This window comes from Plantactinospora sp. KBS50 (genome assembly GCF_002285795.1).
Classification (GTDB): Bacteria; Actinomycetota; Actinomycetes; order Mycobacteriales; family Micromonosporaceae; genus KBS50.
In genome coordinates, this window is the sequence record NZ_CP022961.1 from 5,699,949 (window position 1) to 5,724,296 (window position 24,348).

19 protein-coding genes and 2 pseudogenes are annotated in these 24,348 nt (G+C 72.1%); 9 read left to right on the forward strand and 12 right to left on the reverse strand.

Annotated features, from left to right (window positions below; all coding sequences use genetic code 11):
- The first annotated feature begins 152 nt into the window (after positions 1-152).
- The 5 genes and pseudogenes from CIK06_RS24585 to CIK06_RS24605 form a co-directional block, all read left to right on the forward strand.
- Positions 153-1,588 (forward strand): annotated as a pseudogene (locus tag CIK06_RS24585) (TldD/PmbA family protein).
- Positions 1,585-3,051, forward strand: coding sequence for a TldD/PmbA family protein (locus CIK06_RS24590; RefSeq protein WP_095566795.1), 1,467 nt, complete (start codon positions 1,585-1,587; stop codon positions 3,049-3,051). The pseudogene CIK06_RS24585 and the gene CIK06_RS24590 overlap by 4 nt, the downstream one beginning before the upstream one ends.
- 251 nt (positions 3,052-3,302) lie before the next feature.
- Positions 3,303-4,127: a hypothetical protein gene (locus tag CIK06_RS24595; protein ID WP_095566796.1), complete on the forward strand. Its 825-nt coding sequence runs from the start codon at positions 3,303-3,305 to the stop codon at positions 4,125-4,127.
- A gap of 10 nt (positions 4,128-4,137) precedes the next feature.
- Complete coding sequence (locus CIK06_RS24600; protein ID WP_095566797.1) at positions 4,138-6,060, forward strand: fumarate reductase/succinate dehydrogenase flavoprotein subunit; 1,923 nt, start codon at positions 4,138-4,140, stop codon at positions 6,058-6,060.
- Positions 6,060-7,118 (forward strand): annotated as a pseudogene (locus tag CIK06_RS24605) (succinate dehydrogenase/fumarate reductase iron-sulfur subunit); the annotation flags it as partial. The gene CIK06_RS24600 and the pseudogene CIK06_RS24605, both read left to right, overlap by 1 nt.
- A gap of 184 nt (positions 7,119-7,302) precedes the next feature.
- On the opposite strand, the gene CIK06_RS24610 reads toward CIK06_RS24605, so the two are convergent.
- Positions 7,303-7,692, reverse strand: a complete 390-nt coding sequence (locus tag CIK06_RS24610; RefSeq protein ID WP_095566798.1) for a (deoxy)nucleoside triphosphate pyrophosphohydrolase — start codon at positions 7,690-7,692, stop codon at positions 7,303-7,305.
- A 276-nt stretch (positions 7,693-7,968) separates the two neighbouring features.
- Between CIK06_RS24610 and CIK06_RS24615 the strand changes: the two genes are divergently transcribed.
- Both CIK06_RS24615 and CIK06_RS24620 read left to right on the forward strand, forming a co-directional pair.
- On the forward strand, positions 7,969-8,280 hold the full coding sequence (locus tag CIK06_RS24615) for a 4a-hydroxytetrahydrobiopterin dehydratase (protein ID WP_198347998.1): 312 nt from the start codon (positions 7,969-7,971) through the stop codon (positions 8,278-8,280).
- Between the two features lie 105 nt (positions 8,281-8,385).
- Entirely contained in the window at positions 8,386-8,748 is a 363-nt protein-coding gene (locus tag CIK06_RS24620) for a PH domain-containing protein (RefSeq protein ID WP_095566799.1), read from the forward strand.
- An 82-nt stretch (positions 8,749-8,830) separates the two neighbouring features.
- On the opposite strand, the gene CIK06_RS24625 is transcribed toward CIK06_RS24620, so the two are convergent.
- From CIK06_RS24625 to CIK06_RS24650, 6 genes are all read right to left on the reverse strand, one after another.
- Positions 8,831-9,190 carry a hypothetical protein gene (locus CIK06_RS24625; RefSeq protein ID WP_157756930.1) on the reverse strand — a complete coding sequence of 120 codons (360 nt, stop codon included), beginning with the start codon at positions 9,188-9,190 and terminating at the stop codon, positions 8,831-8,833.
- Between the two features lie 102 nt (positions 9,191-9,292).
- On the reverse strand, positions 9,293-10,030 hold the full coding sequence (locus tag CIK06_RS24630) for a peptidase E (protein WP_095566801.1): 738 nt from the start codon (positions 10,028-10,030) through the stop codon (positions 9,293-9,295).
- Between the two features lie 68 nt (positions 10,031-10,098).
- The gene (locus CIK06_RS24635; RefSeq protein WP_095566802.1) at positions 10,099-10,755 is read right to left on the reverse strand and encodes an ATP-binding cassette domain-containing protein; all 657 of its coding nucleotides are present in this window, start codon (positions 10,753-10,755) and stop codon (positions 10,099-10,101) included.
- Positions 10,752-11,630 carry an ABC transporter ATP-binding protein gene (locus tag CIK06_RS24640; protein WP_095566803.1) on the reverse strand — a complete coding sequence of 293 codons (879 nt, stop codon included), beginning with the start codon at positions 11,628-11,630 and terminating at the stop codon, positions 10,752-10,754. The genes CIK06_RS24635 and CIK06_RS24640 overlap by 4 nt, the downstream gene beginning before the upstream one ends.
- Complete coding sequence (locus CIK06_RS24645; protein ID WP_157756931.1) at positions 11,627-12,793, reverse strand: FtsX-like permease family protein; 1,167 nt, start codon at positions 12,791-12,793, stop codon at positions 11,627-11,629. The genes CIK06_RS24640 and CIK06_RS24645 overlap by 4 nt, the downstream gene beginning before the upstream one ends.
- Positions 12,790-14,688 (reverse strand): FtsX-like permease family protein, encoded by a 1,899-nt coding sequence (locus tag CIK06_RS24650; RefSeq protein ID WP_095566805.1) that lies wholly within the window; start codon positions 14,686-14,688, stop codon positions 12,790-12,792. The genes CIK06_RS24645 and CIK06_RS24650 overlap by 4 nt, the downstream gene beginning before the upstream one ends.
- A 185-nt stretch (positions 14,689-14,873) precedes the next feature.
- Here CIK06_RS24650 and CIK06_RS24655 point away from each other — a divergent pair, with 185 nt between their 5' ends.
- Positions 14,874-16,319 (forward strand): MFS transporter, encoded by a 1,446-nt coding sequence (locus CIK06_RS24655; protein WP_198347999.1) that lies wholly within the window; start codon positions 14,874-14,876, stop codon positions 16,317-16,319.
- 40 nt (positions 16,320-16,359) lie between these two features.
- Positions 16,360-17,010, forward strand: a complete 651-nt coding sequence (locus tag CIK06_RS24660; RefSeq protein ID WP_095566806.1) for a bifunctional 2-polyprenyl-6-hydroxyphenol methylase/3-demethylubiquinol 3-O-methyltransferase UbiG — start codon at positions 16,360-16,362, stop codon at positions 17,008-17,010.
- A 73-nt stretch (positions 17,011-17,083) separates the two neighbouring features.
- On the opposite strand, the gene CIK06_RS24665 is transcribed toward CIK06_RS24660, so the two are convergent.
- From CIK06_RS24665 to CIK06_RS24685, 5 genes are all read right to left on the reverse strand, one after another.
- Positions 17,084-18,664 (reverse strand): polysaccharide lyase family 1 protein, encoded by a 1,581-nt coding sequence (locus tag CIK06_RS24665; RefSeq protein ID WP_095566807.1) that lies wholly within the window; start codon positions 18,662-18,664, stop codon positions 17,084-17,086.
- A gap of 440 nt (positions 18,665-19,104) precedes the next feature.
- Complete coding sequence (locus CIK06_RS24670; protein WP_198348000.1) at positions 19,105-20,820, reverse strand: cellulose binding domain-containing protein; 1,716 nt, start codon at positions 20,818-20,820, stop codon at positions 19,105-19,107.
- Between the two features lie 575 nt (positions 20,821-21,395).
- Positions 21,396-22,481, reverse strand: a complete 1,086-nt coding sequence (gene ychF, locus CIK06_RS24675; RefSeq protein ID WP_095566809.1) for a redox-regulated ATPase YchF — start codon at positions 22,479-22,481, stop codon at positions 21,396-21,398.
- 31 nt (positions 22,482-22,512) lie between these two features.
- Positions 22,513-23,415, reverse strand: a complete 903-nt coding sequence (locus CIK06_RS24680) for a carbohydrate ABC transporter permease (RefSeq protein WP_369916022.1) — start codon at positions 23,413-23,415, stop codon at positions 22,513-22,515.
- Entirely contained in the window at positions 23,412-24,308 is an 897-nt protein-coding gene (locus tag CIK06_RS24685; protein ID WP_095566810.1) for a carbohydrate ABC transporter permease, read from the reverse strand. The genes CIK06_RS24680 and CIK06_RS24685 overlap by 4 nt, the downstream gene beginning before the upstream one ends.
- Positions 24,309-24,348: the final 40 nt, after the last annotated feature.

Below are 24,348 nucleotides of genomic sequence, written 5' to 3' on the forward strand. Positions count from 1 at the left end.
CCGTATCAGAGCGGAGTCCCGGGTCCCGGACCCGCCCCGCGCGCGACAGCCCCGGACCGCCGTCACCGCGCCCGCGTCCGGGCCGGCCGACCGGACGCCCCGCCGGCAAAACAAGATCGACGATGTCGGATGGGATGCCGTAGGGTCGGCCAATGACCCACTTCGACCTGGCCAGTGCCGCCGTGCGCGGGGCGCTCGACGCCGGCGCCCGGTACGCCGACGCCCGGGTGATGCACCGCCGGTACGAGTCGATGTCGGCCCGCGACGGCGAGATCGAGGAACTCAACCAGGACGAGGACGCCGGAATCGGCGTACGGGCGCTGGTCGGCGCGGGGTGGGGCTTCCACGCCGTACCCGAGCTCACCGAGCCGGCGGCCCGCGCGGCGGGCGAGCGGGCCGCGCGGATCGCCGCGGCCAGCGCCCAGGTGCCGGGTCCGGGCGGCCAACTCATCCCCGGTTCCGCGACCGTGGCCTCGTGGTCCTCGCCCTGCCGGGTGGACCCGCTCTCGGTCAGCCTGGCCGACAAGGGCGACCTGCTGGTCTCGGCGACCCGCACGATGTCCGAACACGGCGCCGACCTGGCCGAGGGGATCTACCAGATCTGGGACACCCGCAAGTGGTTCGTCTCCAGCGAGGGGCACCGGATCGACCAGCACACCCGCGAGTGCGGCGGCGGGATCTGGGCCACCGCGATCGCCGACGGCGAGACGCAGCGCCGCTCCTATCCGAGCCACCGCGGCCAGTACGGCACCAGCGGGTGGGAGCTGGTCGACTCGCTCGACCTGTCCGGGCACGCGGCCCGGATCGCCGAGGAGGCCCGCGCGCTGCTGACCGCGCCGGCCTGCCCGGCCGGCGAGACCACGCTGATCCTCGGCGGCGAGCAGATGGCGTTGCAGATCCACGAGTCGGTGGGGCACGCGATCGAGCTGGACCGGATCCTCGGCTGGGAGGCTGCGTTCGCCGGCACCTCCTGGCTGGACCTGGGCCGGCTCGGCGAACTGCGGTACGGCTCGGAGCTGATGAACATCACCATCGACCCGACCATCCCCGGCGCACTGGGCAGCTTCGGGTACGACGACGAGGGCACCCCGGCGCTCCCCCGCCCGGCGGTCCGGGACGGCCGCTGGGTAGGGGTGCTGGCCGGCCGGGACTCGGCCGCGGCGGCCGGGCTGGACTACGCGGGCAGCGTCCGGGCCGACGGCTGGGCGCGGCTGCCGATGGTGCGGATGACGAACGTCGGCCTGGAGCCGGGGCCGCACACGCTGGACGAGATGATCGCGGCCACCGACGACGGGTGCTGATGGACATCAACCGGTCCTGGTCGATCGACGACAAGCGGCTCAACTTCCAGTTCGGCTGCGAGATCGGGTGGGAGATCAGGAACGGCCGCCGCGGCCGGATGCTGCGCAACCCGACGTACACGGGGATCGGCCCCCGGTTCTGGCGGTCGATGGACATGCTCTCCGGCGAGAGCGTCGCGTGGGGCACGCCGAACTGCGGCAAGGGCCAGCCAGGGCAGATCGGGCACACCGGACACCCGGCCGCGCCGGCCCGGTTCCAGAACGTCCGGATCGGAGTGCGCGGATGACCGAGCGGGAACTTGACCTGGCGTCCCGGGTGGCGGATCTGGTCCGCTCGCTCGGCGGGCCGGGGGCGCAGGCCGAGGTGTGGGTGCAGCACAGCGAGCTGTCGCTCACCCGGTTCGCCAACTCGGCCATCCACCAGAACGTCTCGGACACCGCCGTCCGGATCCGGCTGCGGGTGCACGTGGACGGGCGTACCGCGGCGGGGTCGACCACGCTGATCGACCGGGACGGGCTGACCGGCCTGGTCGAACGCACCCTGGCGGCCGCCCGGCTCTGCCCGCCGGACGCCGGCTGGCCGGGGCTGGCCCAGCCGGCACCGGTGCGCGCGGACACCGCCTTCGACGAGGCGACCGCGGCCGCCGACCCGGCCGAGCGGGCCAGCCGGGTCCGCGACTTCGTGGCCGCGGCCGGCGGCCTGGAGACCGCCGGTTTCTGCCGTACGGCGTGGCGGGCGGCCGCGTTCGTCAACTCGGCGGGGCAGTCGGCCTGGGGACGCAGCGCGGACGCCGCGATGGACGGCATCGCCCGGTCGGCGGGCGCGGACGGGGTGGCCCGGGTCGCGGCCGGCCGGCTGGCCGAGATCGACGGCACGGTGCTCGGCTCCCGGGCCGGCGCCAAGGCACATGCCGGGGTGGACCCGGTCGAGCTGCCGCCGGGCGAGTACGAGGTGGTGCTGGAGCCGGCGGCCGTGGCGGACGTGCTGTCCAACCTGGCCGTGCACGGCTTCAACGGCCGGGACTTCGTCGAGCGGCAGTCCTTCGCCGAGCCGGGCGCGGCGCAGTTCGACCGTTCGGTGACGCTGGTGGATGACGCGGCCGGCACCCCCGCCCTGCCGTTCGACGGCGAGGGCACGCCGCGGGACCGGCTGGTGCTGGTCGAGGCCGGCGTGACCCGGTCGGCGGCACACGACCGGCGGACCGCGGCCGAGGCCGGCGCCGCGTCGACCGGCAACCAGATCCCCGGATCGCCGTGGGGGCCGATGCCCACCAGCCTGCGCCTGGAGCCGGACCCGGGGACCGCCGGCGCCGCGGACGCGCCGGTCGCGGGCGTACCGGCCGGGGTCGCCGCGGCCGGAGTCGCCGCCGCCGGGATGGCCGCCGCCGGCCCGCCGCCGGCCGAGGTCGCCGGACCGGCCGCCGACTCCGAGGTGGCCCAGCTCGTCTCCGGGGTACGCCGGGGGCTGCTGGTCAGCGACTTCTGGTATACCAGGGTGCTGGACCCGAAGAGTCTGGTCATCACCGGCCTGACCCGCAACGGCGTCTGGCTGATCTCCGACGGCGAGCTGGCCGGCCCGGTGCGGGATCTGCGGTTCACCCAGTCGTATCCGCGGGCGCTGGCCCCGGGCGCGGTGCTCGGGCTGGGCCGGTGGGCGACCATGCAGCCGGACAGCTGGGACAGTGCCTGGTGGACGGCGCCGCCGGTGCGGCTCGCCGGCTGGAATTTCACCGGCGGTGCGGCCGGGTAGTGAAATTTCCCACCTTCTATCACCAAGTCGGGCGCAAACACTTCCGTTAGCCGGGCACACGGGCCACACTCCCTGCGCGTACGCATGATTGTGAGCGGCGTAACGTGTGCAACCGAGCTGCCCCCGGATCCTGGGATGCAGTCCCCGAGCGCGCGGGCGCTGCCCGGCCGCGGGTCGGCCCGGCCCCGGCGTGCCCGGCGGAGAAGCAGTCGTGCCCGTCAGCCAGATCGGGCCCCGTGAGGGAGACATAGATGACGACGACGAAGTCGGCCCCGCCGCCGGCGCTGCGTCCGACGTGGACGCGCCCGCGTGCCGCCATCGCGGCGCGGACCCTGCGTACCGACCGGTGGTGGTTCGCCCCCCTGATCACCGTGATCGGTCTGACCTCCTGGTTGGCCTACGGGACGGTCCGGGTCTTCATGCACAAGTGGTACTGGGTCGAGCAGTACCACTACCTGACGCCCTTCTATTCGCCCTGCGTCACGGACCGGTGCCTGCCGGAGGCGTCGCACTTCGGCCAGTTCCTGCCCGGCTGGTGGTTCATCCCGGACGCGGCGCTGACCCTGCCGCTGCTGCTGCTGTTCCGGCTGACCTGCTACTACTACCGCAAGGCCTACTACCGGTCGTACTGGCTCTCGCCGCCGGCCTGCGCGGTGCCGGACGGGCACAAGACCTACTCCGGGGAGACCCGCTTCCCGCTGCTGAGCCAGAACCTGCACCGGTACTTCTTCTACGCCGCCGCGATCATCTCGGTGATCAACACGTACGACGCGATCCTCGCCTTCCACAGCCCGAAGGGCTTCGGGTTCGGCCTCGGCAACCTCATCCTGCTGGGCAACGTCGTCATGCTGTGGGCGTACACGATCTCCTGCCACTCCTGCCGGCACATCATGGGTGGGCGGCTGAAGCACTTCTCCCAGCACCCGATGCGCTACCGGGCCTGGACCTTCGTCTCCCGGCTGAACACCCGGCACATGCTGCTGGCCTGGATCACCCTCGGCACGCTGGCCCTGACCGACTTCTACATCATGGCCATCGCCGCCGGCTGGTTCCCCGACCTGCGGTTCATCAACTGAGGGTGCTGACATGACCACACGAATCGAACGACACCACTACGACGTCGTCGTGATCGGCGCCGGCGGTGCCGGGCTGCGGGCGGCGATCGAGGCCCGGCTGGCCGGCAAGCGGACCGCGATCATCTCGAAGTCGCTGTTCGGCAAGGCGCACACGGTGATGGCCGAGGGTGGCGCCGCGGCGGCCATGGGCAACGTGAACAGCCGGGACAACTGGCAGGTCCACTTCCGCGACACGATGCGCGGCGGGAAGTTCCTGAACAACTTCCGGATGGCCGAGCTGCACGCCAAGGAGGCGCCGGCCCGGATCTGGGAGCTGGAGACGTACGGCGCGCTGTTCGACCGGACCAGGGACGGCAAGATCTCGCAGCGCAACTTCGGCGGCCACGAGTACCCGCGGCTCGCCCACGTCGGCGACCGGACCGGACTGGAACTGATCCGCACCCTCCAGCAGAAGATCGTCTCGTTGCAGCAGGAGGACAAGCGGGAGCACGGCGACTACGACGCCCGGATCAAGGTCTTCGCCGAAACCACCATCACCGAGCTGCTGCTGGACGGCGACCGGGTGGCCGGCGCGTTCGGCTACCACCGCGAGTCCGGCGAGTTCATCCTGCTGGAGGCGCCCGCCGTGGTGCTGGCCACCGGCGGGGTGGGACGGTCGTACAAGGTCACCTCGAACTCCTGGGAGTACACCGGCGACGGCCACGCGCTCGCGCTGCGGGCCGGCGCCACCCTGATCAACATGGAGTTCCTCCAGTTCCACCCGACCGGCATGGTCTGGCCGCCCTCGGTCAAGGGCATCCTGGTCACCGAGTCGGTCCGCGGCGACGGCGGCGTGCTGCGCAACTCCGAGGGCAAGCGGTTCATGTTCAACTACGTCCCCGACGTCTTCCGCAAGCAGTACGCGGAGACCGAGGAGGAGGCGGACCGCTGGTACAGCGACCCGGACAACAACCGCCGCCCGCCGGAGCTGCTGCCCCGGGACGAGGTGGCCCGGGCGATCAACAGCGAGGTCAAGGCGGGCCGGGGCACCCAGGCCGGCGGCGTCCTGCTGGACATCGCCTCCCGGCTGCCCGCCGAGGAGATCCGGCGCCGGCTGCCGTCGATGCACCACCAGTTCAAGGAGCTGGCCGACGTCGACATCACCAAGGAGCCGATGGAGGTCGGACCGACCTGCCACTACGTGATGGGTGGCGTCGAGGTCGACCCGGACAGCGGCGCCGCGGCCGGCTCGGTACGCGGGCTGTTCGCCGCCGGTGAGGTCTCCGGCGGGATGCACGGCTCCAACCGGCTGGGCGGCAACTCCCTGTCCGACCTGCTGGTCTTCGGCAAGCGGGCCGGCGAGCACGCGGCCGCGTACGTCGACGCGATCGGCGGCCGGCCCAAGGTGAAGACCGCCGACGTGGAGGCCGCGGTGGACACCGCGCTGGCTCCGCTGCAACGGGACACCGGGGAGAACCCGTACACCCTCCAGCAGGACCTGCAGGCGGTGATGGGCGAGCTGGTCGGCATCATCCGGCGCGAGGGCGAGCTGGCCGACTCGCTGGTCCGCCTGGCCGAGCTGCGCGAACGCGTGGCGAAGGTGAGCGCCGCGGGCGGCCGACGGTACAACCCGGGCTGGCACCTCGCGCTCGACCTGCGGAACATGCTGGTGGTCTCCGAGTGCACCGCGAAGGCGGCGCTGGAGCGGCGGGAGTCGCGCGGCGGCCACACCCGGGAGGACTTCCCGGCGATGGACCCGCAGTGGCGCCGGGTGAACCTGGTCTGCGCGCTGGACGGCGACGCGGTGACGTTGGAGCGCAAGCCGCTGCCGGTGATGCGGGACGAGTTGATCGGACTCTTCGACCGGGCCGAGCTGGCCAAGTACCTGACCGACGAGGAGATCGCCGATTTCGACGCCCTCGGTCCGGACGCGAACGCGCAGGAGGCGAAGTAATGGGTACAAAGCGCCAGTTCCGGATCTGGCGGGGCGACGAGTCCGGCGGCGACCTGCAGGACTACCAGGTCGAGGTGAACGAGGGCGAGGTGGTCCTGGACGTCGTGCACCGGTTGCAGGCCACCGAGGCGCCGGACCTGGCCTGCCGGTGGAACTGCAAGGCCGGCAAGTGCGGCTCCTGTTCCATGGAGATCAACGGCATGCCGCGGCTGGCCTGCATGACCCGGATGTCGACGTTCGAGGAGGCCGAGACGGTCACGGTCACCCCGCTGCGGACCTTCCCGATCATCCGGGACCTCGTCACCGACGTCTCGTTCAACTACGTGAAGGCACGGGAGACCCCGGCGTTCGCCCCGCCCGCGGACGTCGCGCCCGGGGACTACCGCATGCAGCAGGTCGACGTCGAGCGCTCGCAGGAGTTCCGCAAGTGCATCGAGTGCTTCCTGTGCCAGAACACCTGCCACGTGGTCCGCGACCACGAGGAGAACAAGACGGCCTTCGCCGGGCCGCGGTTCTTCATCCGGGCCGCGGAACTGGACATGCACCCGCTGGACGCCAGGACCGACCGCAAGGAGTACGCGCAGGCCGAACAGGGCCTCGGGTACTGCAACATCACCAAGTGCTGCACCGAGGTCTGCCCCGAGCACATCAAGATCACCGACAACGCGATCATCCCGATGAAGGAACGGGTCGTCGACCGACGGTACGATCCCCTTGTGTGGCTAGGTAGCAAGATCTTCCGGCGCGGTCACGACCAGCGCGAACAGCAGTCGGCGCCGGCCGCCCACGGCGGCCTGGCGGAGGCCGCCCCGACGGCCGGCCGGGACGCCGGATCGACCGGCGGCGCCTCCCACGACCCGAACGCCGAACACGAGGCGGCGCGCGGCGTGCAGTGGCACCGCCAGGTGCCGCAGCCGCAGGCCGCACCCGTGGACGGCAGCGGGCGGCTGCCGCTGACCGAGCTGACGTTCGACCGGCCGGCCGCCCCCTCCCCGTTCGGCGAGGACATCGAGTTCCCGCTGCCGGCCTCCGGCCTCAACTACGCCCACCCCGAGCAGGGGACAAGAGCTGACACCCGGTTTCGACCAGTTTCGCGGGGGATCGGCGGCCGGGTGGCCACCGGTCCCCCGCTCCGTTGGCCGTGCCCACCCGGCCCGCGCCGCCCACGGCCGCTCAGCCCAGCTCCGGCCAGCCCAGCTCCGCCCAGCCCGGCTCCGCCCGGCCCGCGCCGCCCAGGTCCGGTCAGCGCGCGCCGGCGAGCAGCGGGCGCAGCGCGACCACGATCGGCCGGTCGGCCGGCAGCCAGGGCACCTCGTCCAGGTCGTCGGCCGCCAGCCAGCGCAGCGCCGCGTGTTCCAGCGGGCGGGGGCGGGTCGGGCCGACCAACCTTGCCAGGTAGACCCGCAGCACCGCCCGGCCGTGCGCCATCGGCACGTCGCCACCGACCCGGTCGGACACCTCGATCCGGACGCCCAGTTCCTCGAAGCACTCCCGGATCAGTGCGGCCCGCTCGGTCTCGCCCGGCTCCACCTTCCCGCCGGGGAACTCCCACCGCCCGGCGGCCTCGGGCGGGGTCGCCCGTTCGCAGGCCAGCACCCGGCCGCTGGCGAGGATCGCCGCGCCCACCACCACCCTCACGACGCGGCCTCCGGCCCGCCGGTTTTGTGGCGTCCGTCGACCTGCCGAGTGGTATCCACCGGTTCCGGATTGGCACTTTCGGTTCCCACGGGCGTCAAGGGTGCCAGATCAATCGCCGGTTCGGGTGTCATTGCCGACCGCATGGTCATCGAGACACGGAAGTGTGGGCGTGGACACTTCCACCTGCGGTCGACAGACTTGAAGGCACCGAGTAGACAACGGGATGGCGACGATTTGGCCACAAGCCGACAACGAAGCCTGGGAGGTGCGATGATTCGGGCTCTGTGGAGCCGGCCGCGACAGGACCATGTGAGCGATGCTCTCGCCCTGCTCCGCGGCTGGACCCGGGATGGCGCCCAGATCAAGCGCACCCTCCTGCTGGACGACGCGCAGCACGCGGCACTCACCGAGCGGATCAAGGTCGCCGCCGACGTGTTGCACCTGCGCCCCGAGATCCGCCGGCTGGACGGCCGCACCCAGATCAGGATCGCGCCGTGGGACGGCGAGGAGATCACCGAGCGTGAGGTGACCCTGGCCGCGCGCGTGGAGGACGTCTACCGGTCCTGCCTGACCGGCGGCTGAGCCGCGGGTCCCGCTGCGCCGACCGTACCGGCCCCGGCCACACCGGCCGTCGCCCGGTCGGCCCGCGATGGCCGCGGTTGACGCCACGATCTAGCCTCCAGAAACATGACAGACGTACGCTTCGACCGGCGTGAGCAGCTCCACCAGATCGAGAGCGGCCTGCTCGAAGGCGAACAGATCATCGCGGTCTACGACGCCATCGGCACCGGCACCGGCTTCCTCGGTCTCACCAACCGGCGGGTCATCATCCAGGACAAGTCGTTCGTCGGCAAGCGGTACGCGATCACGAGCATCCCGTACTCGAAGATCACCAGCGTGAGCGTGGTCAGCAACAAGTCGTGGGGCGGCTCGTTCTTCTCCACCGGCTCCATCGCGATCGGCGTCGGCGCGCACAGCTACGAGGTGGAGTTCCGCGGCTCGGACAAGAGCCACCACGTGCACAACGTGATCCTGCACTTCATCTCCTGACCGGACACGACCGCCCCACCCGGGCGGGCCGGACCGCCCGCACGGGTGGCCGCGGCACGCCCGCAGGTGGCGGCGGCACGGGTCAGCGGAACCGCGCCCGGGCGATCTCCCGACTCGTCTCGGTGGGCCGGTCGACCTCCAGCACCAGCCGCTCGTACCGCACGCCGACCAACTCGACCAGGAGCACCGTCTCGGCCCGGTGCACGCACCAGAACGACCACCCGGTCGCCCGCGAGAAGTAGCTGCCCGCCATGATCGCCCCGGGCCAGAAGGTGCCGGGCAGTCGCCAGCCGCTCCCCCGGGCGTACGCCTCGGCGCGCGGGACCGGACGGACCGAGGTCACCGACGTGAGCGGCGCCTCGAACCCGGTCGCGAGGGCCCACACCCGGTCCAACCCGCTCAGCCGCACGACCAACCGGTCGCCGCTCACATCCACCGACACCGACACGTTCCACCGTACCCGCGGCGCCCGCCGGACGGCTCGCCGAGCGGCTCGGCGTGGATCGGCGGCACCACCCCGGCAACCGGCCGTCGCCGCCGGGTCTCAGTCGGTCAGCAGGCGGGGCGCGATCGGCGTCTCCGTCACCGTGCCGTCCGGGCCGCGCCGCACCTCGTACGCAGAAACGCCCGGACGGTCCGCGACGGCCTCGACCAGCCGCGTGCCCCGGTAGACCAGGCCGACGCCGTTGTCGGTGCAGTACGCCGAGGGAAGGGTCCGGTCGCCGACCACCCGGTGCGTCAGCGGCCGGCGCTGCTCCTCGCCGTCGTAGTGCACGCCGTTGGTGTACGGCAGCCAGCCCAGTCCGGCGGTGAACGGCCGCAGCGTCGGGCCGAAGCTGTCCGTCGGTCCCCCGACGTGCCAGCAGATCGAGCCGGCCGAGACGCCGGCCAGGACCACACCGGCCTGCCAGCACTCGTGCAGGATCTCGTCGAGGCCGTGCACCCGCCACACCGCCACCAGGTTCGCCACGCTGCCGCCGCCGACCCAGATCACGTCCTGGTGCAGCAGGTGCGCCCGGACGTCGTCCACGGTCGGCATCGGGTACAGGCTCAGGTGCGAGACCCGGAACCGCGTACCGGCAAACATCGCGTACCAGCGTGCCGTCGACTCCGGCCAGTCCCCGCCGGCCTGGCCCAGGTAGCACAGCCGCGGCTGGTCCTCGGCCCCGGCCAGCGCGGCGGCAAGCCCGAACACCGGGCTCGGGCGGAAGTCGAGCGGCCCGCGTCCGGTGTGGAACAGGCCCATGCTGGTGGCGACAATGGTGGGTTCGCTGGCCGGCATGACGGCGCCTCCGTTCGCTCGGGAACCCCATACTGCTCCCCGGGCGCCCGCCCCGGCCATCCGGCGTGCTACCTGCGGATCAGCTCGGCCCGGCCGTCGGCGAGGTGCAGCTCGGCGTCGCAGTCGGCCGCCGCCTCGGCGTCGTGGGTCGCGAACACCACCGTCGCCCCGCGCCGGGCCTCCCCGTGGAGCAGGTCGAGAACGCGCTGCCGGTTCCCGGCGTCCTGCTCGCTGGTGATCTCGTCGGCGAGCAGCACGTCGCCGTGCAGCGCCAGAGCGCGGGCGATCGCCGTGCGTTGCTGCTGCCCGCCGGAGAGTTCCTCGACGAGCTGGTCCGCCTGGCCGGACAGGCCCAGCCGGTCCAACTGCTCGTCGGTCCGGCGCCGGGCCTCGGCCGGGGCAGCGCCGGCCGCGATCAGGGCGACCTGAAGGTTCTCCGCCGCCGTGAGGATCTCGGCGAGCCCGTTGTCCTGCGGAATGATGAGCACGCCCTGGGCCATGGCGTGATCCCGGTCGCGCAGCGCCGCATCGTCCACCGTCACCCCGCCGGCGCTGGGCCGCAGCAGACCGGCCATGGCGGCCAGCAGGGTCGTCTTGCCCGCCCCGGACGGGCCGGTGACCGCGAGCACCCGCCCGGGCCACGCCGTGACGGAGACCTCTTGCAGCACCGGGTGCCCGGCGAGGTAGGCCACGCTCAGCCGGTCCACCACCACGGTCCGGCTCATCGCTGCTCCTGCGCGCGGTTGACGGGTACGAGCAGCAGCGCACCGCCCGGCTGCGGTTCCACCCGCAGCAGCGCGCCCGGTCCGAGCGTCTCGGCGACGTCGGGCGGCAGGTGCAGCGAGCCGTCCCGGCCCAGGACGCTGTAGTCCTCGCCGCTGCGCCCCTCGGCGCCGACCCGGCCGTCCCGGATGGTGACCACCCGGTCCATCCGGGCCGCCACGTCCGGGTCGTGGGTGACCAGCACGACGGTGCTGCCGGCCCGGTGTGCGTCGGCGAGCGCCGTGAGCACCTCGTCCCGGGCGGCGGCGTCGAGTTGGCTGGTCGGCTCGTCGGCCAGCAGCAGGCCGGGGTGGTTGGCCAGCCCGACGGCCAGGGCGAGGCGCTGGCGACTGCCGGGGCCGAGTTCGGCCGGGCGGCGGCGGGCGTCGGCGGCGAGGCCGACCAGTTCCAGCACCTGCCGGGGCGCGGGTACGGCCCGGCCGGCCGGCGCGCCGCGCTGGGCGAACCGGACGTTCTGCTCGGCGCTCAGGTACGGCAGCAGGTTGCGCTCGCTGCCCTGCAACACCACCCCGACGTCGCCGGCGCGCATCCGTTGCAGCTCCGCCGGGCCGGCCTTCACCAGGTCGTGCTCGCCGACCCCGAGCCGGCCGGCGGCCGGTCGCAGCAGCCCGGCCAGCAACGACAGCAGGGTGGACTTGCCGGAGCCGGACGGACCGACCAGCGCCACGGACTGACCGGGGACGATGTCGAGGTCCACACCGGACAGCGCGACGACGTCGTAGCCCTCCAGCCGGTAGATGTGGACCAGGCCGCGGCAGGTCACCCCGATCGGCTCGGTTGCCGGGGCACGCCGCCCGGCGGCGGTGGCGAGGCTCATCGGACCCCCTTCGGTTCGGCCCGGCGGACGATCCGGGGCGCGGCGAGTACGGTGCCGGCCAGGCAGCAGGCCAGTACCGCGAGGGCGCCCGGCAGCCACCAGCCGGTCGGCCGGTACGCAGGTCTGAGCGCCTCCGGATCGATGCTGACCAGCGGGATCGCCGGAAGCAGCAGGGCCGCCCCGACCAGCCCGGCCGGTACGCCGATCAGGATGGCCAGGCCGAACAGGCTCGCGTACTCGCCCCGCAGCGACCGGCGCAGGACCGCTCGCGCCACACCGGCGGTACGCAGCGCGGCCAGTTCCCGGATCCGGGCGCGCACCCCGACCGACGCGGTCAGCAGCAGCGTGCCGATCGCCAGCAGCACCGCGATCGCGCCGGCGGCCAGGTAGAGGCGGAGCGCCAGTGCGGGCGCGAGCCGACCCAGCTCGACCCGCCGGTCCGCCAGGGTGTGCACCGAGGTCGGCTGCACCCCGCCGGCGGCGAGCCGGGCCGGCAGCCCCGGGTCGACGGCGCCGGTCGTCCACACCTGGTACTCGACGCCGGTGAGCGAAAAGCCGCCGCGGACCGCCTGGCGCAGCTCGGTCTCCAGGTCGAACAGCATGGCGTGGTCGCCGGAACCGGGCAACGCGGCGAACCGCTCGGTGACCCGCCAACGGTCCGGCGTCGAGCCCAGGGCGGCGAAGTCGTACGCCTCGGCCGTCGCGTCCTGGGCCGGAGCCGGCCCGGCCAGCACGGTGGGCAGCTCGGCCGGGGTGTCCGCGTACTCGATCACCGGATCGCCCGGTGCCGTGCTGGTCACCGAGATCCCGAGGCCCGTGCCGGCGGGCGCGACGTCGAGCCGCTGCCCCTGCTGCGCGTCGGGGGCCGGACGCCAGGCGTCCGGGTCGCCGAGCCGGGCGTCCACCGGGGCGTCGCCGTCGCGGACCGCGTCGACGGTCAGCTCCGCTTCGATCGGCGCGGTCTCGCCCGGGAAGTGCCGGACGGACAGGGCGAGCAGGCGGCAGCCCGCGGAGCAGCCGGGCAGCGCGGCGGTGTACGCGTGCCGGCCGGCGACCAGATCGCCGAGGTCGACCGGTTGGATCCCGGCGCCGCGCTCGACGATCAGCGCGAGGGACATCGGCCGGCCGGGGCCGCGCCGGGTCACCGTCGCGTCCACTGTCACCCGGGGCCGTGCAACAGCAGCACCGGCTCGGCCTCCGAACGCAGCTGTCGGGCGACGGCGGTGGGCACCGCGGCGTCCCCGCCCGGCCAGACGGCGATCCCGGGCAGTCGCCCGGCGTCCACGCCGACCGAGATCGTCCGGGCCTGGCCGTAGAACTGGAACCGGCGTACCACCGCCATCGCCTGCCGGCCGCCCGGGTCGGCGGCCCGCACGGCGGCCAGCAGGGTGGCCGGGTCCGGGGCGTTCACCTGGTACACCCGGCGGGCTCCGAGATCGGCGCGGGCCGCCGTCTCCCGGTTGCCGGCGGCGACGTCCCAGCCGGTGGCGGCGAAGGCGAGCAGCGCCACCGCGACGGTGAGCAGCGCGACGACGCGGGCATGGGCCGGCCGCCGGGAGAGCTGGGCGGCCGCCAGCAGCGCCGCGAGCTGGCCGCGCCGCGCCGCGCGCCGGCCGCGCGCCCGGGCCCGCCAGCCGAGCAGCCGCCCGGCGAGCAGGCCGGCGACCAGCGCGACCAGGGCCGGCGCCGCGTACGCGATGGGTGTGCTGCGGTCCTGGCCGGCGAGCACCTGATACAGGGCCGCGAGGGCCAGCGCGCCGGCCGCGGCCTCGACCGCCGCGACCCGGCGCCGGGACCGCGACGGCACCCGGCGCAGCAGGGCCAGCACGTCGGCCCGCAGCGTGCGCCGGCCGGCCAGGGCGATCGCCGCCGCGGCGCCGAGCAACGCGGCGGCGCCGGCCAGCAGCACCCGGGTGGTCAGCTCGGCGTGCGCGGTGTCCGCGAGGAACGCGCGGGCGGCCAGTTCGGTGGCGGCCATCCCCAACCCGAGCCCGACCGGGGTCGCCAGCAGCACCAGCAGCAGCGGCTCCCCGACGCCGAACCCGGCGAGCTGGGCCGGGCGCAGCCCGCGCAGCCGGCCGAGGGCGATCTCCGGCGCCCGTTCCTCGGTGACCGCCGCGGCCACCACGAACAGCACGAACAGGCAGAGCAGGACCAGCGGCAGGGCGACCAGCGGCACGGACCGGGCGATGGCCCGGTGCTGGCGTTCGGTCTCGGTCAGGAAGTTCGGCAGGCCGGACTCGATGGACAGGTTCGCGCGGCCGGCGTACGCGTCGAGGGCCGCGAGATCCGCGCGCAGCCCGGGGATGTCGTCGACCCGCACCTGCGCGACGCGCAGCGGGTACTCGACCGACACCGTGGGCGGCCAGGCCCGGCCGTACAGCCCGTCGGTGACCGCCACGAACGCCGTGTCCAGGCTGTAGGTGTCGGTCTTGTCGTTGTACCCCATGCCGAAGTACAGCCCGCGGCCCCAGTACGGATCCTGGATGGTGGCGGTCGGGTCGTAGATGCCGGTGACCGTGACCGGGGTGGCCGGATCCGGTTCCCGCTGGGCGACGGCGCCCGTCGGGATCCGTTCCTGCACCGGTATCCGCTGGCCGACCCCGGCACCCAGGAACGTGGCCGACCGGTCGGCCACGACCACCTCGCCGGGCCGGGCCGGGCAGGCACCGGCGACCAGCCGCAGATGCGCGCAGGCGTCCCCCCGCCAGACCATCGGCAACTGGGTCAGCGCGTTCCGGCCGGGCACCACCATCTCCAGCTCGACCGCGGCCTGCGGGGGCGCCAGCCGATCCGCCAGCACGGGCGACCCGGCCAGCGCATCCTGGCTGGCGGCCAGCGCGGCGCGGTCGTCGGCAGCCCTGGTCTCGCTGACAACTCCCGCGAGCGCCGCCGGCTGGGCGGTGAGCACGTCGGTCAGCACCGACTGCTGCGCGGCGCGGGTGTACGCCGGTATCGCCACCGCGGTGGCCGCGGTGACCGCGACCAGCAGCGCCACCACCAGGGAGCGGCCCGGTCGGTACGCGATCCCGCGCACCGCCACCCACCAGGACGGCATGGCTCGCCTCCCCGCCTGTCGCCGACTGGAAACCTTGACCTTGCCTTGCAACGTGCGTGCGCCGGCACGGGGTTGCCGCCGTGTCCGGACCGTTATCCGGCCCCGAGCCCGGCCGGAGGGTGACGTCCGGGGAACGTCGCTAGGGTCTGCCGGTGCGATCTGCGGAGCGGGGCCGGAGCCGGGGCGTGACACAGCCGGAGGCGGTCCCGCAGGATCCCGTCGAGCCCGGCCCCGGTCGGGGTGCGACGCCGGTGAGCGCGGACCCGCGGGAGGGACCCGCCGAGCGCCGGCGAGGACGCTCGCTCGGTGCGGACTTCGGCCGGCTGTGGCACTCGTACACGGCGAGCACGGTCGGCAGCGCGGTCGGCAGCGGCGCGCTGCCGCTGGTGGCCGTCACGACCCTGCATGCGAGCACCCTCCAGGTGACGATGCTCGCGGCGCTGTCCGGGATCGCCGGGGCGCTCATCCTGCTCCCGCTGGGCGCCCGGATCGACGCCGGGCGCAAGCGACCCGTGATGATCGCCAGTGATCTGGTCCGGTTCGCCGCCCTGCTCAGCGTCCCGGCCGCCGCGCTGACCGGGCTGTTGACGTACCCGCAGCTCGTGGTGGTGGGGGTGGTGCAGACGGCCGGCACGATGATCTTCATGGCCGCCAGCGGCGCACATCTGAAGTGGCTGCTGCCGCCGGGCGACCGGGCCGAGGGCAACGCCCGCCTGGAGTCGGTCTTCTGGCTGGCGCAGAGCGCCGGCCCACCGGCGGGTGGCGTGTTGATCGGCTGGTTCGGCGGCACCGCCACCCTCGCGGTGGACGCGGTGTCGTACCTGGTCTCGGCCGCCTGGATCCGCCGGATCCGCCGGCCCGAGCCGCTGCCCGCGGTGCGGGCCACCACCGCGCCCGCACCGGCCGCCGCCGCTGTACCGGCCGCCGCTGTACCGGCCGCTGGTACGCCGGCCGCCGGCGGGCCGGCCGCCGGTGCGCCGGCGCGGGCCGCCACCGGACGGCTCGCCGAGCTGACCGCGGGTTGGCGCTACCTGCTGGGGCACCCCGACCTGCGGACGCTGTTCTGGAACTCGCTGCTCTTCGGCGGCCCGGTCATGCTGACCTCGCCGCTGCTCGCGGTGCTGATGCTGCGCGAGTTGCAGCTGCCACCCTGGCAGTACGGCCTCGCCCTGGGCGTGCCGTGCCTCGGGGCGGTGCTGGGCGCCCGGCTCGCCCCGGCGTTCACCCGCCGGTGGGGGATGCGCCGCATGCTGCTGCTGTTCGGGGTGCTGCGGGCGCCGTGGCTGCTGATGCTGCCACTGACCCCGGCCGGTACCGCCGGGCTGCTGGTCATCCTGGTGGCCGAGAGCGGCCTGCTGTTCGCCGCGGGCTGCTTCAACCCGTCGTTCGCCACGTTCCGGATGGCCGTGACCGACGACCGGGTGATGGCCCGGGTGGTGGCGGCCTGGTCCATCGGCTCGAAGACCGCGCAGCCGGCGTTCATCGCGGCCGGCGGCCTGCTCGCCGCCGCCACCTCGACCCGGCTGGCGATCGGCGTGGCCGGCGCGTTCTGCCTGGGCAGCGCCGCACTGCTGCCGTGGCGGCGGGCGGCGTCACCGGCCGGCGACACGCTGAGCCCGGCGCCCGGCTGATCGGGCTGGCACACTGCCAGGCGACCGACGGGGAGGCAAGATGGACAGGTGGCGGCTGCGGCCGACGACCCTGGACGAGGCGGCGGGCGGGACCGACCGGCTGCGCCGGGCGTACGACCGCGCGGTGGAGGATCGGGACCGGTCGGAGAAACAGCCGTGGAAGCTCGCCGAACGGGCGGCCTTCCTCGACCGGCTGCGCGCCGAGGGTCGTACCCGATTGGTGGAGATCGGCGCCGGGACCGGCCAGGACAGCGCGTTCTTCGCGGCCGGCGGCATCGAGGTGCTGGCCACGGACCTGTCGCCGGCGTCCGTGCGGCGGTGCCGGGCCAAGGGGCTGACGGCCAGCGTGATGGACCTGCGCCGACCGGACCTGCCGGCCGGCTCGTTCGACGCGGCGTACTCGGTCAACTGCCTGCTGCACGTACCCAATGCCGAGTTGCCGGCGGCGCTCGCGGCGGTCGCGGCGCTGCTGCGTCCGAGCGGGCTGTTCTTCCTCGGGCTGTACGGCAGCGACGTCGCCGACGAGGGCATCGCGCCGTGGGACCGGCACGACCCGCCCCGGTTCTTCTCCTGGCGCACCGACGCGCAGATCCAGCGGTTCGCCGCCGGGTCCTTCGAGATCGTGGACTTCCATCCGGTGACCGGGCCGGATCTGCACTTCCAGTCGCTGACCCTGCGCCGGCCCGACTGAGCCGGGGCACGCCCGCCGGAGTGTGCATGGTTGTTGCCGTCCCAGCGACGACAACCATGCACACTCCGCGCGGTCAGCTCGCGTACGTCTCGAACTCGGCGACCCGCGGCGTGCCGCTCGACCCGGTGATCTCGAACGTGATCTTGCGGAGCGAGGTGGCCGGGAAGGTGATGACACCCGCCCCGCTACCGGAGGTCAACACGGCCCCGGTGTCGTAGTTGAGCACCCGCCAGGACCCGATGTTGCCCGTGGCGCCGGAGGCCTCGCGGATGTTGATCCGGGACACCGTGGTGGCGGAGTCCCACTTGATCGAGATCTGCCCGGTCGAGCCGGACGGCGACCAGTAGGTGTTCATGTCCCCGTCCCGCACGTTGCCGTAGCTCGTCCCGCTGGCCTTGCTGGAGCCGTCGGAGCCGGCCCCGATGCTCAGGTTGGTGCCGCTGGGCTGGCTCGACGTCGGGGTGGGGGTCGGCGTGGGGCTGCTCGACGACGTGGGCGTGGGCGTCGGCGTCGGGCTACCGCTGGTCGGGGTCGGCGACGGCGTCTGCGGCGTGCAGCTGCCGTTCGACACCTGAAGGCCCTTGTTGGCGCCGGCCGTGCTGGCGAGCACCTGCGGCACGCAGCTGGCCGGGTCGAGCTGGTAGGAGTACGGGATGCTGATCGAGGTGGTGGACGTCGGGTTCGGACCGGCCGGGTGGTTCTCGCTGCCCGGGCTGGACCAGGTGACGTTGTCGAAGATGTTGCCGCTGATCTGCCAGTAGCCCATCAGGTCCGTGTAGAAGGTGCCCAGGACGTCCTTGGAGTCCTTGAAGTAGTTGTTGTCCACCTTGGCCTTGCCGCCGGCCCGCGGGTTGATGCCCGACTTGTTGAGCTGCACGTAGTAGTTGTTGTAGATGTGTGCGGTCGCCCCGCGCAGCAACGGCGTACGGGAGTCGATGTTCTCGTACAGGTTGTGGTGAAAGGTCACCGGGCCGTTGCCGAGGTCGCTGTCGCTGGACCCGACGAGGCCGCCGCGGCCGGAGTTGCGCAGCGTGTTGTACGAGACCGTCACGTAGTTGGTGTCGGCCTTCATGTCGATGAGCGAGTCGTATCCCTCGTCCTCGCCGCCGGAGGCGAGCAGCGTGTTGTGGTCGACCCAGACGTTGTGCACGTCGCTCTCCATGCCGATGGCGTCGCCGCCGTTGGACGTGGGTGAGCCGGACTTCTTGACGTTCTGGATGGTCACGTTCTGGATGATGATGTTCGAGGCGCTGCGCAGGTGGATGCCGAGCTGGTCGAAGACGGCGCCGCTACCGACCCCGATGATCGTGACGTTGCTGACCTCCTTGATCTCGATCTTGTCGTCGGCGGTGTTGCAGCTGCTCCCGGACACCTTGCTGGTGTTGCCGTGGTTGATGGTGCCCTCGACCTGGATGATGATCGGGGTGCTGCTGCTGGCCCGGGTGCACAGTGCGGTGTGGATCGCGGTTCCGGTCGTGGCCCGCACCGTCTGCCCGCCCGCTCCGCCGGTGGTGCCGCCGTTCAGCGTCGCGTAGCCGGTGACGCCGCCGGTCGCCGCCGACGCCTGGAGCGTCGGCAGAGCCAGGCCGATCGCGGCGGCGGTGGCCGTGGTGGCCAGCGTCGCGAGGAGTCGCAATGCGACGGATCGTCTCATGGTCGTCTCACCTTCCTCGTCGAATCCCGATCTTTTCGCTACAGGCCGTGGTCATGCCGCGCGACAGGCGTGCGGCGGCCGGGCGGCGGGACCTTCCGGGGCACCCGCCGGATCCAGCGGGAGCGACCGGGGACCGGCCGAACGGTGGTGACGGCGTGCCGGGCACGCACCGAGCCGCTGGAACCGGCAGTCCGGCCAGCCGGCCAGCGCAAATCGGCATGAAGCCACGACCGGGTAGCGCAGGGTCGCCTCCACCGGGGCGGCTCCGCGAGGCCCTTGTAAGCGCTTTCTTGGAAGAGAATAGAGAGATGGCCATTGATATTGCAAGTCCAGATTGAAATCAGACCGGCCGGAGACCCGGCATCACCGGGCGTAACGACGGCCGGCCGAGGTCCCGGTCGGGTCCGGCGCCACGCCTGGACCCGACCGGAACAGCGCGCTCAGCTACACGCGGCGCCGTTGAGGGTGAAGCCGCTCGGTGCGGCGTCGTTGCCGGTGTGCGTGGCCTGGAAGCCGATGGTGGTCGAGCCTCCCGGTGGTATGGAGCCGTTGTAACTGACGTTCGTCGCGGTCACCTGGCCGCTGGTTGGTGAGTACGTGGCGCTCCAGCCGGAGGTGATGGTCTGCCCGGAGGCCAGGTTGAATCTCAGCGACCAGCCGTTGACGGCGCTCGTACCGGTGTTGGTGATGGTGATGTTGTCGACCAGACCGTTGCCCCAGGAGTTGATCGAGTTGGTCACCCGGCAGGCCCCGGTGCCCGCGGGCGGGGTGGTCGGCGGCGTGCTGGGCGAAGCCGTGGGCGAGGCGGTCGGCGAACTCGTGGGCGAGGCCGTCGGCGAGGCGGTCGGCGAACTCGTCGGCGAGACGGTCGGCGAGGTGGTGGGCGAGGCGCCCTGGGTGAGGACGAGCGTGGAGATGCTCCGCGCCGGAACGCTCACCGTCGCCTGCCCGCCGCTCACGGCCACCGACTGCGACTGGTTGGCCAGGCTCTGCGACGTCACGGTGTACTGGCCCTGCGCGACGCTCTGCGGCACCTGGACGACGGCGTTGCTGACCGCGCTGCTCGACCGGTTGAGCATCACCAGCACGACCTTGCTGCCGCTCTGGTAGGCCGTCACCTCCAGGCCGGAGACCCGGGAACTCTTCGAGACGGCGACGCGCTTGTCGCCGGGCCGGACGTACTTGGCGTACTGCGAGAACGCGAGGCCGCGCTTGAGCACCGCGCCCTTCGTGGTCCCGTACTGCGACTCGCCGTCACCGATGAAGGAGTAGAAGCGGCGGCCGTACCACCAGATGTAGGCGCTCCACCCGGACTCCATCGACTTGTGCACGGTCCGCATGATGTCGTCGAGCGTCTCGTTCCAGACCGCGGCGTTGCTCGGGTCGCCCCAGATGTTCGCGCCGTTGCCGTCCGCGGCGTGCAGGTTCCACTCGGTCATCCACTGGTTCTTGCCGTACTGGTTCGCCAGCGGGTACGGGGACAGGTTTCCGCTGTTCTCGGTGTCGTACAGGTGCCCGCCGACGTACCCGACGTTGTTGCGGGCGGTGGCGTCCTGCAGCGTGGGGTCGGTGTACGAGCGGTCGAACCGCAGGGACTCGGCGATCAGCAGCTTGGTGTCCCTGACGTTGGCGCCCTGGTCGCGGACGAAGTTCCGCAGCTCGGTGCCGTTCCAGTCCATCGAGTCGTAGTCCGGGTGCCAGTCCGGCTCGTTCTGGACCGAGGTCACGTCAATGGTGACGCCCTGGCCCTTCATGTACTGAACGTAGTTGTTCAGGTGCACCGCATAGTCGTCGTAGTAGTCCGTCTTGAGCTTGCCGCCGCCGACCCGGCTGTTGTTGGTCTTGAAGCTCGCCGGGGCGGTCCAGGGCGAGGCGAGAATCTTGACGTTGGAGCCGTACGTCTTCGCCGTCTTCAGGCTGTTCAGCGGCCAGCTCCACTCGCCCGACTCGGGCGAGATCACGGTCCGGACGATCGACAGGCCGAGTTGCCCCTGACCCATGCCGACGAGCGTCTGGGTTTCGCTGGTCGTCCACTGGTCGCCGGCTCCGCTGAAGATCGGGGTCGCGGCCCCGAAGCCGTCGATCGTCTGGTAGGTCGTGCCGGTGTCGACGGTGATGTCGGGGGTGGCGGCCAGCAGCGGCGGGGCGGCGAGCATTCCCGCCACTGTGGCCAGTGCGGTCGCTGCCGCGACCACTGGAATCCGGAAATTTCGCATTTCTTCTCCACTAGCTCGTGCGATACGGTGCTGGAGGGGCGATTGGACAGGCCGGGCTTCCTGGTCCCCGAACGACTCGCAACAGTGCGAGCTTATTCGACACCCATCAATGTATCAGTCACGCACCGTATTGCCGACCCCAAGAGCTAGAGCGGTTTACACATAGGCAACCTTGCCGATCGAACACTGACACAGTGATGTAACCCTATGTGTCGAGACGAACCCCGGCCGCTGCCCGCGGCGCGGCCCGGTCAGAGCAGCCTCGCATCCTTCAGCAGAGCGGCACTTCGGCGGGCGCTTTCCTTCGTCACCGGCTCCACCCGGATCCTGGAGAGCAACCGGTTCATTCGAGCGATGTCCAGACCGCCGTACGAACCTCCATGATTGTGGCGGCCGATATGGCGAGATCGGCCCCGTCACGCTCCGCCCGCTCCAGAAGCCGCATCACCTTGCGGTCCCGGTCGAGCGCCCACGGCAACCACGGACGCCGCGCAACCACGGACGCCGCGGCGCCGTCAGACGTTGAACCTGAACTCGACCACGTCGCCGTCCTGCATGACGTAGTCCTTGCCCTCGATGCGTACCCGACCGGCCGCCTTGGCGGCGGCCATCGAGCCGGCGGCGACGAGGTCGTCGAAGGACACGATCTCGGCCTTGATGAAGCCGCGCTGGAAGTCGCTGTGGATGACCCCCGCGGCCTCCGGCGCGGTGGCGCCGACCGGAATGGTCCAGGCCCGCGCCTCCTTGGGGCCGGCCGTGAGGTACGCCTGCAGCCCGAGCGTGCGGAAGCCGACCCGGACGAGCTGGTCCAGCCCCGGTTCGGACTGACCGATCGACTCCAGCAGCTCCCGCGCCTCGTCGTCGGGCAGCTCGATCAGCTCCGACTCGACCTTGGCGTCCATGAAGACCGCCTCGGCCGGTGCCACCAGCGCCCGCAGCTCGTCCAGGAACTCGGCGTTCGCCAGTTCCTCCTCGTCGACGTTGAAGACGTACAGGAAGGGCTTGGTGGTGAGCAGGTGCAGCTCGCGCAGCTCGGCCACCTCGATGCCGGCGCCGGCGGCCCCCGCGTACAGCGTGGTGCCGGTGTTCAGCAGCTCGACCGCGGCCTTCGCGGCGGTGACCATGCCGGCGCGCTCCTTGCGGAGCTTGGCCTCCTTCTCCAGCCGGGGCAGCGCCTTCTCCAGGGTCTGCAGGTCGGCCAGGATCAGCTCGGTGTTGATCGTCTCGATGTCGTCGGCCGGCGAGACCTTGCCGTCCACGTGCACGACGTTCGGGTCCGAGAACGCCCGCACGACCTGGCAGATGGCCGCGGCGTCGCGGATGTTGGCCAGGAAGGCGTTGCCCCGGCCCTGCCCCTTGGACGCGCCCCGGACCAGGCCCGCGATGTCGACGAAGGAGACCGGCGCCGGGATGATCTTCTGCGAGCCGTGGATCTCGGCGAGCCGGCCGAGCCGTTCGTCGGGCAGCCCGACCACGCCGACGTTCGGCTCGATGGTGGCGAACGGATAGTTCGCCGCGAGGACGTCGTTCTTGGTGAGGGCGTTGAAGAGGGTGCTCTTCCCGACGTTGGGCAGCCCGACGATACCGATGGTGAGACTCACGGGCGGCCAGTCTACGCGACCATCGCTGCCGTCAACTCTTGACCGAGCCCGCCATCAGGCCGCCGATGAACCAGCGACCGAGGACCACGTACACCACCAGGGTCGGCAGGGACGTGATCAGCGCACCGGCCATCGACGCCGCGTAGTCCGGCGACTGTGCCCCGGCCAGCGCGTTGAGCGCGATGGTGATCGGCCCGTTGCGGGTGTTGGACAGGAAGATCGCGAACAGGTAGTCGTTCCAGGCCGAGGTGAACTGCCAGATGATCGTGACCACGAAGCCCGGCGCCGACAGCGGCAGGATGACCGACCGGAACGTCCGGAGCAGGTCGGCGCCGTCCACCCGGGACGCCTCGATCAACTCGACCGGCACGGTGGTGGCGTAGTAGTTGCGGAAGATCAGCGTGCAGATCGGGATGCCGTAGATGCAGTGCACGAGGACCAGCGTGGGGATGCCGGGCGGGACGCCGATGGTGGTGACGATCTGCCGCAGCGGGATCATCACCGCCTGGTACGGGATGAACATGCCGAACAGGATCAGCGTGAACACCACGTCGGCGCCGGGGAACCGCCACCGGGACAGCACGAACCCGTTCGCCGCGCCGAGGATCGACGAGATGATCGCCACCGGGATGGCGAGCTGGAACGTCCGCACGAAGGACGGGCCGAGCGAGTCCCACGCCTTGACCCAGGACGCCGTGGTCCATTCCTTCGGCAGGTTCCACTGGCCTGTGACGCCGATCTCGGAGCCGGACTTGAAGCTCGTCACGATCAGCACGTACGCGGGCATCAGCACGATCAGCAGGAACAGCAGCAGCAGGCCGTAGCGCAGCACGCGGGCCACGGCGCCGGCCGGGGTGATGTCCCGGCCGCGCCGGCGGGGACGCCGTACCGGGACGGTCGCCGCGGGCGGGGCCGGGGTGGTGGTGGTCGTCACGAGCGTCGCTCCACCCTCGAGTTGTAGATCAGGTACGGCACGATGACGGCGGCCACGAGCAGCAGCAGGATCACCGAAACCGCGGCGGCCTTGGCGTAGTCGCTGGTGAGCAGCGTCTGCCAGACGTACACGGCGGGAACCTCGGTGAGCCACTGGGCGCCGGAGACGGACATGATCAGGTCGAACATCTTCATCGACATGTGCCCGACGATGATCAGCGCGGAGAGGGCGACCGGGGTCAGCTGCGGGAAGATGACGTGCCGGTACATCTGGTACGTGCTGGCGCCGTCCATCACGGCCGCCTCGCGCAGCTCACCGGGGATGCCGCGGAACCCGGCGAGGAACAGCGCCATGACGTACCCGGACAGTTGCCAGATGGCCGGCATGGCCATCGCGGCCATGCCCCAGTGCGGATCGGTCCACCACGGGTTCTCCAGGAAGCCCAGGTGCAGCCTGCCGAAGATCCAGTTGAGGCCGCCGGCGCCGTCGCCCTGGGCCGAGTTCATCAGCCACCGCCACACCACGCCGGAGGCCACGAACGAGACGGCCATCGGGAACAGGTAGACGGTGCGGAAGATCCCCTCGCCGCGTACGCCGCGTTCGAGCAGGAACGCCCAGAGCAGGCCGAGCAGCATGGTGCCCACCATGAAGACCACGGTGAAGATCAGCAGGTTCTTCAGCGAGTGCACGAACCGGCCGTTGATGTCGTTGGTGAACAGGTTGACGTAGTTGTCCAACCCGACGAAGCCCTTGGACCCCAACGCGTTGTGCTGGTCGGACATCGAGACCTTGATCGTCCAACCGATCAGGCCGTAGACGAAGACCGCCAGCAGGATCAACGAGGGGGAGATCAGCAGGAGCCCTGGCCCCCACCGTCTGACACGTGAGCGCATGCGTATCCCTGTACGGAGCGAGTCGGGCCGGCCGGGGACA